Annotated in this window: 11 protein-coding genes; 8 read left to right on the plus strand and 3 right to left on the minus strand. The window is 32.0% G+C overall.

The genetic code is table 11. The annotated features are described in order from the left end of the window. Positions 1 to 52: 52 nt before the first annotated feature. Positions 53 to 364: a rhodanese-like domain-containing protein gene (locus ABWP60_RS06505; protein WP_353150198.1), complete on the plus strand. Its 312-nt coding sequence runs from the start codon at positions 53 to 55 to the stop codon at positions 362 to 364. 5 nt (positions 365 to 369) lie between these two features. Here the strand turns inward: ABWP60_RS06505 and ABWP60_RS06510 are convergent, their stop codons facing one another. Then, the gene (locus tag ABWP60_RS06510) at positions 370 to 1,317 is read right to left on the minus strand and encodes a GSCFA domain-containing protein (protein WP_353150201.1); all 948 of its coding nucleotides are present in this window, start codon (positions 1,315 to 1,317) and stop codon (positions 370 to 372) included. Between the two features lie 104 nt (positions 1,318 to 1,421). Between ABWP60_RS06510 and ABWP60_RS06515 the strand changes: the two genes are divergently transcribed. Continuing rightward, the gene (locus ABWP60_RS06515; RefSeq protein ID WP_353150204.1) at positions 1,422 to 3,167 is read left to right on the plus strand and encodes an ABC transporter ATP-binding protein; all 1,746 of its coding nucleotides are present in this window, start codon (positions 1,422 to 1,424) and stop codon (positions 3,165 to 3,167) included. A 73-nt stretch (positions 3,168 to 3,240) separates the two neighbouring features. Here the strand turns inward: ABWP60_RS06515 and alaS are convergent, their stop codons facing one another. Then, positions 3,241 to 5,877, minus strand: coding sequence for an alanine--tRNA ligase (gene alaS / locus ABWP60_RS06520; RefSeq protein WP_353150207.1), 2,637 nt, complete (start codon positions 5,875 to 5,877; stop codon positions 3,241 to 3,243). A gap of 181 nt (positions 5,878 to 6,058) precedes the next feature. Here alaS and ABWP60_RS06525 point away from each other — a divergent pair, with 181 nt between their 5' ends. From ABWP60_RS06525 to ABWP60_RS06550, 6 genes are read left to right on the plus strand one after another with little or no spacing between them, the layout of a single operon-like run. Then, the gene (locus tag ABWP60_RS06525) at positions 6,059 to 7,036 is read left to right on the plus strand and encodes a M23 family metallopeptidase (protein ID WP_353150209.1); all 978 of its coding nucleotides are present in this window, start codon (positions 6,059 to 6,061) and stop codon (positions 7,034 to 7,036) included. A gap of 42 nt (positions 7,037 to 7,078) precedes the next feature. Beyond that, complete coding sequence (locus ABWP60_RS06530) at positions 7,079 to 7,408, plus strand: MerR family transcriptional regulator (protein ID WP_353150212.1); 330 nt, start codon at positions 7,079 to 7,081, stop codon at positions 7,406 to 7,408. Positions 7,409 to 7,445: 37 nt separating this feature from the next. Continuing rightward, positions 7,446 to 7,724 carry a hypothetical protein gene (locus ABWP60_RS06535; protein ID WP_353150215.1) on the plus strand — a complete coding sequence of 93 codons (279 nt, stop codon included), beginning with the start codon at positions 7,446 to 7,448 and terminating at the stop codon, positions 7,722 to 7,724. 27 nt (positions 7,725 to 7,751) lie between these two features. After that, on the plus strand, positions 7,752 to 8,333 hold the full coding sequence (locus ABWP60_RS06540) for a LemA family protein (RefSeq protein WP_353150218.1): 582 nt from the start codon (positions 7,752 to 7,754) through the stop codon (positions 8,331 to 8,333). Positions 8,334 to 8,354: 21 nt separating this feature from the next. Continuing rightward, entirely contained in the window at positions 8,355 to 8,795 is a 441-nt protein-coding gene (locus ABWP60_RS06545) for a TPM domain-containing protein (protein WP_353150221.1), read from the plus strand. After that, positions 8,776 to 9,597: a TPM domain-containing protein gene (locus ABWP60_RS06550; RefSeq protein ID WP_502904812.1), complete on the plus strand. Its 822-nt coding sequence runs from the start codon at positions 8,776 to 8,778 to the stop codon at positions 9,595 to 9,597. The genes ABWP60_RS06545 and ABWP60_RS06550 overlap by 20 nt, the downstream gene beginning before the upstream one ends. 64 nt (positions 9,598 to 9,661) lie before the next feature. On the opposite strand, the gene der is transcribed toward ABWP60_RS06550, so the two are convergent. Next, positions 9,662 to 10,755: ribosome biogenesis GTPase Der (der, locus tag ABWP60_RS06555; protein WP_353150224.1), on the minus strand; the 1,094-nt coding region annotated here is incomplete at its 5' end.

A 10,755-nucleotide genomic window follows, 5' to 3' on the forward strand; every position in this document is an offset into this window, starting at 1 on the left:
TTGTTACAAAATAATTAATAGATTCCCATATATTTGCTAAAAACAAAACAATATGGGAATTTTAGATTTTTTAGGATTTGGAAATAAATCCGCTCAAATTGCAGCATTTAAAGAGAGAAATGCAATTATTATTGATGTGAGAACGTACGAAGAATTTGCCGGCGGACATATTAAAGACTCCAAAAATATTCCTTTACAAATTATCGAATCGAAAATAAATGATATTAAAAAACTAAACAAACCCGTTATTGCTTGTTGTAGAAGTGGAAACAGAAGCGGCATGGCAACAAGGATTCTAAACCGAAACGGTATTGAATGCATCAACGGTGGTAGTTGGCAAAGTTTACAAAGCAAATTACAATAGTTGCTTTAAAATTTCATTTCAGGATATTTAGCTACAATTGCGTTAATTTTCTGTTTTAAATTATTCTGAAATTTTATGTGACTTTCAGAATTTGGATTAAACGGTCTATGACTCAGTGCTTTCTGAATTTCTGAAACGTGTTGCATCGTTTCAAATTCTTTTTCATCTATATAATTTTCAGAAAATTTCATCCAAATATAATCAATTGCGGTTTGATTTGGATGCAACATATCTTCCGCATAAAAACGATAATCACGTAACTCGTCCATCAAAATTTCATAACTCGGAAAATAAATACTTGAAGTAGTTTTTGATAGAAAATGATAAAGCGCAGTAATTAAAAGCGATTTACTTACATTATTTTCTATAAAACCGTCTTTACTATGACGAACAGGAGAAATGGTAAAAATAAATTTACAGTTTGGATTTACAACTTGAATTTCTGAAACAATGCTTTTCAAACTCGCTTCAATATCAGAAACACAAAGCAATTCTTTTACAAATTGTTGTTGCGGCACTTTATGACAATTGGCTACAATCGCATCGCTTTCTATATGTTTATACGCCCAAGAAGTTCCTAACGTAATTAAACAATGTGTCGCTTTTTCAATGTGCCAATTTGTGGTAGCAATTAATTGATTTAATGTAGTAAGAAATTCCGCTTTATCAGGGTTTGAAAGTTCAGAATGCACTTCGTAACAATGCCACGCATCGTGATGAAAAAATATATCTTTTTCAGTAAAATATTTTTTATGAATACATCTAACAATTATTTTTTCTAATGAAATTGTATTAAAAATAATTCCAAACGGATTGGCCATCGTAGAAAATTTAAAATACTCCAATTTATTGCTCATATTTTCGGCAAAACAAGAACCAAAAGAAACTAATTTGGAAGAATAATCAATTAAAAAATCAGATTTTTGTATGGGAATGGAAGTTTGAAATTTCATAACTTTATTTATAGTCATCCAAAAATACAAAAACAAGTTAAATAGTTGCAAAATAATTTATAAAGTCTTTTTATTGTCTACTTTTGCCTCTTAAATTTTTACAAATGAAATTGCTTTATACGTATTTACGAAAACACAAATTACTGCTCTTTTTTGCACTTTTAATGGCAACCATAAACATATGTTTTAGTTTGTCAGACTCTATTATTACAGGTAAATTAATGCAGGATTGTGGCGTTGGAATTGCAAAATATAAAGGCAATGAAATTGGATTTATAAAATCAGTTGGCTTTTGGTTAGGACTTTCCCTTACCGCAGCAATGATTTCTCGTATTACAAAAAATTTTCAAGATTACTTTACCAATATTGTTATTCAAAGAACAGGTGCTGAAATGTATACGGATGGTATAAAAAAATCTTTAGATTTGCCTTATGAAGATTTTGAAGATCAAAGTAGTGGCGAAACCTTAAGCAAATTGCAAAAAGCCAGAACCGACTCTGAAAAGCTAATCACACTTTCTATTTCGTTGATTTTTCAAACCATAATTGGATTCATTTTTGTAATTGTTTACATTTCAAGAATTGATTACAGAATTGCCTTTATTTTTGTGTTAACCGCGCCCATTATTGCATTTATTAGTTCCTTCTTAGGGAAAAAAATAAAAGCCGTTTCAAGAAATATCGTTTTGCAAACCAATTCCTTAGCAGGATCAACCACAGAAAGTTTACGAAATATCGAATTGGTTAAAAGTTTGGGCTTAACCAAACAAGAAGAAAACAGGTTAAATTCCAATACACATAAAATTTTACAACTTGAAATTCAGAAAATTCGTTTCATTAGAAGTTTGAGTTTTATTCAAGGTACAACGGTGCATTTTATGCGAACTTGTGTGATTTTTGGATTGTATTATTTCTTATTTAGCGATAAAATAGTAGTTGGCGATTTACTAACTATGGTATTTTTTACCTTTTTTATTTTTAACCCATTGCAAGAATTGAGTGCTTTTATTATCGCTAAAAACGAAACAAAAGTATCCATGGAAAACTTTGAGAATTTGTTAAAAGCCAAATCAGAACACCGCCCAGAAGAACCAGAAAATTTTGGGAAAATCAGTTCTTTGGTATTTACAGATGTGAGTTTCAAACATAAAACTGCCAAACAGCCTGCAGTAGAAAATATAAACTTTTCGATAAAACAAGGCGAAACTGTGGCATTTGTTGGGCCATCTGGTTCCGGAAAAACAACACTAGTAAAGTTATTAGTTGGTTTGTATCCGCCAGCAATTGGTCATGTTTTGTATAACGATATCGATTCTAAAAATATTGATATTTTAAAATTAAGAAAACAATTAGGATTTGTAACTCAGGATGCACAATTGTTTTCGGGCACAATTAGAGAAAATTTATTGTTTGTAAAACCAAAAGCAACGGATGAAGAACTAATAAATGCGTTGCAAAAAGCAAGTTGTGGCAAACTTTTAGAACGTGCCGAAAACGGCTTAAATTCGACAATTGGCGAAGGTGGAATTAAAATTTCTGGAGGCGAAAAACAACGTTTATCTATAGCAAGAGCCATTTTGAGACAGCCAAATTTATTAATTTTCGACGAAGCAACTTCTGCTTTAGATTCGATTACCGAAGAAGAAATTAATAGTACGATAAGAAATATTTCTGATGAAAACAGAATTACAATATTAATTGCACACCGATTATCTACAATAATGCACGCCGATAAAATTTTCGTATTGGAACAAGGCAAAATTATTGAACAAGGCAAACACGATGATTTATTAGTTGAAAAAGGATTGTATTATGCGATGTGGCGTCAACAAATTGGAGAAAGAAAATAAAAAAAACACCGATTAAAGAAATTTTAAAAATTATACTAATTTCTTTAATCGGTGTTTCAATAAAATTGGATATTTATTTTACAAAATTCACCGCATTCTCTAATACCGTAGTAATTCCATTTGTATTTTTCCCTTTTCCTGAAGCGAAGAACGGTTGTCCGCCTCCATTTCCATCAATATATTTTCCTAATTCACGGATTACAGTTCCGGCATTTAAACCTTTATTTGCTACTAATTCTTTAGCGATATAACAGTGAATATTTGGTAAACCTTCTTCCACTGAAGCTAAAACTACAAATGAATTTGGTTTTGAAGTTCCAATGGCTTGTGCTAAATCTTTCGTGGCACTCATGGACAAATCAACTTGTTTTATTAAGAAATTAACTCCATTAACATCTTGAAATTCAGAAATTAAACTTGTAGCTAATCCGTCAATTTTTTCTTTAATTAGTTGTTCAATTTGTTTTTTCAATTTTGCGTTATCGTCTTGTAATGAAGCCACTGATTTTAAAATATCCTGAGGGTTTTTCAATACTTCCTTAATTTCCGATAAGGTATTTTCTTGATTCTTATAAAAATCTTTAACCGCTTCACCAGTAATCGCTTCGATACGACGAATTCCAGCGGCTACGGCTCCTTCTGAAACAATTTTGAAATGCCAAATATCAGCCGTATTTCTCACGTGAATTCCGCCACATAATTCCTTACTATTTCCAAATTCAATCATACGAACGCTATCGCCATATTTTTCACCAAATAAAGCCATTGCGCCTTTATCCAATGCTTCTTTAATTGGAATATTTCGATGTTCAACTAACTGTAATTGGGCTTCAATTTGTGCATTGACACTTGCTTCTACCTGACGTAATTCTTCATCAGAAACTTTAGAAAAATGCGAAAAATCGAAACGTAAATAATTCGAATTAACCAACGAACCTTTTTGCTCCACATGTGTTCCCAAAATAGTTCTCAAAGCCAAATGCATCAAGTGTGTCGCCGAGTGATTTTTAGAAGTTGATGTTCTTAAATTGGTATTTACTTTAGCAGTAAAAACAGCAGTTACATTTTCTGGTAATTGCTTAGCAAAATGTAAAATTAAGTTATTTTCTTTTTTCGTATCGATAATGTCAATCGTTTCATTTGCTGAAACTAAAGTTCCCTTATCTCCTACTTGTCCCCCGCCTTCTGGATAAAAAGGGGTGTTATCTAAAACGATTTGATATAAAATTCCGTCTTTTTTAGAATCTACTTTACGGATGCGGGTAATTTTTGTCTCATTTTCCGTTTGATCATATCCAACAAACGTTTCTACATTTCCAGGAATTAAAACCGACCAATCTTCTGTAGAAACTTCAGAAGCAGCACGAGAACGCGCTTTTTGTTTTTGCAATTCCGTTTCAAAACCAGCTTCGTCTAAACTAAATCCTCTTTCTCTAAGAATTAAAGCTGTTAAATCAATTGGAAATCCAAACGTATCATATAATTCAAATGCTTTTTCTCCTGAAACTTCTTTTCCAGTGGTTGTTGAAATTACATTATCTAATAATTGAATACCTTGTTCTAACGTTCTCAAAAACGAAGCTTCTTCTTCGCGAATTACATTGGTAACCAATTGTTGTTGCGATTTAATTTCTGGAAAAAATTCTCCCATTTGATTCGCTAAAACAGACACTAGCTCATTTATAAACGGTACTTTTGTGTCTAAAAATGTAAATCCGTAACGAATGGCACGACGTAAAATTCTACGAATTACATAACCTGCTCCTGTATTAGAAGGCAATTGACCATCTGCAATTGCGAAAGCTACAGCACGCACGTGGTCTACCACCACACGAATAGCTATATTAGTTTTGTTTTGCTCTGCTGTTATGTTTTTTACTTCATTTGAAGTGTATTTTAATCCTGTTATTTCTTCCACTTTCGCGATAAGCGGTGTAAACACATCGGTATCGTAATTTGATGTTACCTTTTGCATCGCCATACACAAACGCTCAAATCCCATTCCGGTATCTACATGTTGTGCAGGTAATTTTTCTAAAGAACCATCGGCTTTACGGTTGAATTCCATAAAAACGTTATTCCAAATTTCCACTACTTGCGGATGGTCGGCATTGACTAAACTTCTTCCAGATACTTCATTTCTTTCGGCATCTGAACGCAAATCAATATGAATTTCTGAACACGGACCACACGGACCTTGGTCGCCCATTTCCCAAAAATTATCTTTTTTATTTCCTAATATGATTCGGTCTTCGGGTACAAATTGTTTCCAAATATCCCAAGCTTCTTGATCAAAAGGCACATTATCTTCTACGCTTCCTTCAAAAACTGAAACATACAAACGGTCTTTGTCTAATTTTAAAACTTCCGTAAGAAATTCCCAAGCCCAAGGCAATGCTTCTTTTTTGAAATAATCGCCAAAAGACCAATTACCCAACATTTCAAACATAGTGTGATGATACGTATCAAAACCAACATCTTCTAAATCGTTATGCTTTCCTGAAACACGTAAACATTTTTGAGTATCTGTAATTCGATTACTTTTTGGTGTGCCATTTCCTAAGAAAAACTCTTTAAACTGAGCCATACCTGAGTTGTTAAACATAAGTGTTGGATCGTCTTTTAATACAATTGGTGCAGAAGGAACAATGGTGTGTCCTTTGCTTTCAAAAAATTGTAAATAGGCTTTTCTTATTTCTTGTGATTTCATTTTTATACTATTGAATCGAAAACTTTATATAATTGAAATCTAAAAAAATATTTCAAAATATGAAACAAATTTTAAGTTCTTTCGTATAATAAGTGTTACTTTGTTTTAACGTGCACAAAAATAGTAAATTTTAATGAAATCGCTAACAACAAAAAGTTTCTAAAAAGTAACTTTTTTACATATGAAGAGAGTAAAATTTTATTACGATGCTGAAAAGTTAGCATTTAAGCAAATTGTAACAAAAAATAGCACAAAAATTGCTTATGCGTTGCTCTTTTTAGTAGCAAGTACCTTGTTTGGATTTTTAAGTTTTTTTATTTTGAATATGACTAGTTTTTTTGAAACACCAAAATCGAAATTACAGGCCAGGGAATTAGAAATCATGAAACTTAATTATAATTTATTGAATAGAAAAATCGCTTTAATGGAAGAAGGTTTATCGGCTATTGAAGAGCGAGACAACACCATTTACAGAGTATATTTTAATAGTGCACCCATTTCAAATGAAGTAAGAAGAGTAGGTTTAGTTGGTAAAAACAGCTATAAAGATTTAGAAGACTTTAATAGCAGTGATTTGATGCTTTCTTCTTCTAAAAAAGTAGATGAAATAATGAAAGCTCTAGCTATACAGTCTGTTTCTTTGGATGAAATTACGAAATTGGCTAAGCAAAAAGCCCTTTTATTGAAGTCTATTCCGGCTATTCAGCCTATAAAAAATGAAGAATTAAAACACATGGCATCTGGCTTTGGATATAGAAGTGATCCGTTTACTAAAATTAGAAAATTTCACAATGGAATGGATTTTTCAGCTAAATCAGGCACACCAATTTATGCCACGGGCGATGGAATAGTAGAAAAAGCAGACGGAACCGTTTCAGGATTTGGAAACCATATAGAAATTAATCATGGTTATGGTTACATGACGTTATATGCACATTTGAGTAAATATAAAGTTAGAGCCGGACAAAAAGTAAAACGTGGTGATATTATTGGCTATGTGGGAAGCACAGGACGAAGTGAAGCGCCACATTTACATTATGAAGTGCATAAAAATGGTAAAGTGGTAAACCCTTTAAATTTTTATTATGGCAGTATTTCTGCAAAAGAATATGTTTTAATTACTAAATTAGCCAATCAGGAAAACCAATCTCTGGATTAATTTTTCAAAATTATTAAATAGAGTCAATTATAAAAATAAAAAATGCAAGTAAACTTACCCGAAAAAAGATATTATGGCATAGGCGAATTAGCGAAAGCTTTTGATGTAAACGCATCATTAATTCGTTTTTGGGATAAAGAATTTGACGAAATTAATCCTAAAAAAAATGCAAAGGGCGACAGAATGTTTCGTCCAGATGATGTAAAAGTATTGCAAATGATTTACCATTTAGTAAAAGAACGCGGGTTTACCTTAGAAGGTGCCAAAATTCATTTGAAAGAAGGAAAAAAGAAAACCTTGGACAATTTTGAAATCATAAATAAATTGGAAGGCATAAAAAATAAATTATTAGAAATGAAAAAAGGACTTTGATATAACAAATTGCCTTAAATTATATACAAAAGTAATTATGAAAACAATAAATAATCTTTATAAAAAAATATTTGTTTTGTCATTTATTTTGGTGCTTTTTGGTAGTTTTCTAAAAATCTATCATTTGGAATTTGCAACATTATTTTTGATGTTAGGATTATTTTCTACCTTGTGTTACATCATATTAGGCATTTATCAAATCAATCATTCTGTAAAATTAAAAAATAACGAAAAAGTATTTTGGACCATTGGTTTTATTTCTTTTAGCTTTATTACAGGATTACTATATTATTTTAAAGAAAATCAAATCACATAAAAATTAACTTAAATTAAATCAAAAAACATGAAAAAATTTGCTCCCGTATTAGTTGTTTTTGGTATTCTTATCTTCGGATTTTTATACTTCATGAATGTAAAAAACAAAGCGTTACTATTTAGTCAAGCTACAGAAAAAGAATGGGGAAATGTCAACACGGCTTACCAAAGAAGACTTGATTTAATTGACAATTTAGTCAATACTGTAAAAGGTGCTGCGGATTTTGAAAAAAGCACTTTAACTGCGGTTGTAGAAGCAAGAGCAAAAGCAACTTCAGTAACCATCGATCCAAAAAACATTACTCCAGCTCAATTAGAACAATTTAATCAAGCGCAAAGTGGTATTACTAGTTCTTTATCTAAACTTTTAGTTAGCGTGGAAGCCTATCCGCAATTAAGAGCGACAGAAAATTTCAAACAATTACAAGATGAATTAGCGAGTACCGAAAACCAAATATTAACTGCTAGAACTCGCTTTAACGATTCAGTATTAGCCTATAATGGTTACGTTTTGGCTATGCCACAAAATATATTTTTAGGTAGTTATACTGAAAAAGCGTACTTTAAAGCTGTTGCTGGAGCAGAAAATGCACCGAAAGTAAAATTCTAATTCAGTTTAAATACTTAAAAAATGCCAGAAAATAAACCATTTTTATCCAAAACTGAAGAACAAGAAATTGTTGCAGCTATTGTAATTTCCGAAAAAAACACTTCGGGTGAAATTCGTGTGCATATAGAGGAAAATAGCACCAAACCTTCAATGGAAAGAGCAAAAGAGGTGTTTCATATTCTTAATATGGATGCCACCGAACTGAAAAACGGGGTACTTTTTTACATTTGCACCCAAACTAAAAGTTTTGTTATTCTTGGTGATAAAGGCATAGATGATTTAGTTGCACCCGATTTTTGGAATTCTACAAAAGATGCCGTGATTGAAAAATTCAAAGACGGACAATACAAAGACGGTTTAATTAAAGGAATTATAGAAGCTGGCACACAATTGAAAAAATATTTTCCATATGATGATGAAACCGATACAAATGAATTGTCTAATGAAATTTCAAGAGGTTAATATGGAAAATCGAAAAATAAAATTTCAAATTTCAAAAAATATAAGTCAAATTGCCATTTTTGCTTTTTTATTGTTTTCTCAAGTTATGTTGAGTCAATATACAATTCCTGAAAAACCTAGTTTTCAAACTTCCGTTTATGATTATGCTAAACTTTTATCCGGTGCTGAGAAAACACAATTAGAAGAAAAACTAGTTAGATATTCAGACACTACATCTACTCAAATTGTTGTAATTATTATTGAAGATTTAAACGGTGACAATATAGAAACTTTAACGCCAAACTGGGGAGAAAAATGGGGAATTGGAGATGCAGAAAAAGACAATGGAATAGTAATATTGCTTTCTAAAAATGATCGTAAAATTTGGATTTCACCTGGTTATGGAACCGAAGTGCAACTGGTTGCTGGTATGGCTGGTGAGATTGTTAGAAATGTAATAATTCCAGAATTTAAAGCCGGAAGTTATTATACTGGATTAGATAAAGGTACTGATGCTGTTTTTAAAGTTTTAACAGGAAAATACAAAGGCGAGCGAAAAAAAGATAAAGGAAGTAAAATCCCACTACTTATTATACTTGTTTTTGTAATTCTATTCTTAATCATAGCCTCTAAAAGCAAAGGAAAAAATGGTGGCAACTCTGGAGGATTTGGCGGTCCCGACTTAATGGATATTATTATTTTAAGTAGTTTGGGACGTGGAGGCGGAAATTTTGGCGGCGGTTCATCATCAGGTGGTGGCGGATTTGGCGGTGGATTCGGTGGTGGAGGCTTTTCTGGTGGAGGTGCTGGAGGTAGTTGGTAAAATTAGTGTTCAATTGCTAAAATTTATATAAAAAAAACCGATAAGCACTAATCGGTTTTTTTTATTATTTCTGTCTGAAATAAATATCTATTGGTACACCACTAAAATTGTAGTTTTCACGTAATTTGTTTTCAATAAAACGTTTGTACGGATCTTTTACATATTGCGGTAAGTTGGCAAAAAACACAAACTGTGGTACCGGAGTAGGCAATTGCATACAATATTTAATTTTTACATACTTCCCTTTTAACGCTGGTGGTGGTTGGTTTTCAATAATTGGCAACATTAAATCGTTGAATTTTGATGTTGGCACTTTTTGTTTTCTGTTTTCAAAAACCTCAACAGCAGTTTCTAATCCTTTTAACAAACGTTGTTTTTCTAATGCAGAAACGAATAAAATCGGTACATCTGTAAACGGTTGAATTTGCTCACGAATTTTACGTTCATAATCTCTTGCGGTCATAGTATCTTTTTCAACTAAATCCCATTTGTTGACTAAAATTACAATTCCTTTTCTGTTTTTTTCGGCCAACCAAAAAATACTTTGGTCTTGTCCTTCAAAACCACGTGTAGCATCAATGACCAAAATACAAACATCTGAATGCTCAATGGCACGAACCGAACGCATTACAGAATAAAATTCTAAGTCTTCTTTAACTTTCGCTTTTCTTCTAATTCCAGCAGTGTCTACCAAATTAAATTCAAAACCAAAACGGTTGTATGTGGTATCAATGGCATCACGAGTAGTTCCTGCAATATCTGTAACCACGAATCTATCTTCACCAATTAACGCGTTAATAATAGACGACTTTCCAGCATTTGGCCTTCCAACAACAGCAAAACGAGGTAAAGGATTTTCATCTTCAACGGCTTCTGGCAATTCAGGTAAAACTTCTACTAATTTATCTAATAATTCACCCGTTCCACTTCCGTTCATAGCGCCAATAGTAAAATATTCGCCTAATCCTAAATTGTAAAACTCTAATGCATCCGTAACACGTTTTGAATTATCTACTTTGTTCACAGCTAATAAAACAGGTTTAGTAACCTTACGTAATAATTTCGCCACTTCATCATCCATTGGCGTAATGCCTTCTTCCACGTCTACCATAAAAATAATGGCATCGCACTCATCTATTGCTAATTCTACTTGTTTTC

The sequence above is a fragment of the Flavobacterium sp. genome (assembly GCF_040402895.1).
Lineage (GTDB): Bacteria > Bacteroidota > Bacteroidia > Flavobacteriales > Flavobacteriaceae > Flavobacterium.

Excerpts from the sequence above, each read along its gene's own strand:
- ABWP60_RS06505 (WP_353150198.1), top strand. The coding sequence starts at position 53 with ATGGGAATTTTAGATTTTTTAGGATTTGGAAATAAATCCGCTCAAATT.
- ABWP60_RS06510 (WP_353150201.1), bottom strand. The coding sequence starts at position 1,317 with ATGAAATTTCAAACTTCCATTCCCATACAAAAATCTGATTTTTTAATT.
- ABWP60_RS06515 (WP_353150204.1), top strand. The coding sequence starts at position 1,422 with ATGAAATTGCTTTATACGTATTTACGAAAACACAAATTACTGCTCTTT.
- alaS (WP_353150207.1), bottom strand. The coding sequence starts at position 5,877 with ATGAAATCACAAGAAATAAGAAAAGCCTATTTACAATTTTTTGAAAGC.
- ABWP60_RS06525 (WP_353150209.1), top strand. The coding sequence starts at position 6,059 with ATGAAGAGAGTAAAATTTTATTACGATGCTGAAAAGTTAGCATTTAAG.
- ABWP60_RS06530 (WP_353150212.1), top strand. The coding sequence starts at position 7,079 with ATGCAAGTAAACTTACCCGAAAAAAGATATTATGGCATAGGCGAATTA.
- ABWP60_RS06535 (WP_353150215.1), top strand. The coding sequence starts at position 7,446 with ATGAAAACAATAAATAATCTTTATAAAAAAATATTTGTTTTGTCATTT.
- ABWP60_RS06540 (WP_353150218.1), top strand. The coding sequence starts at position 7,752 with ATGAAAAAATTTGCTCCCGTATTAGTTGTTTTTGGTATTCTTATCTTC.
- ABWP60_RS06545 (WP_353150221.1), top strand. The coding sequence starts at position 8,355 with ATGCCAGAAAATAAACCATTTTTATCCAAAACTGAAGAACAAGAAATT.
- ABWP60_RS06550 (WP_502904812.1), top strand. The coding sequence starts at position 8,776 with ATGAAATTTCAAGAGGTTAATATGGAAAATCGAAAAATAAAATTTCAA.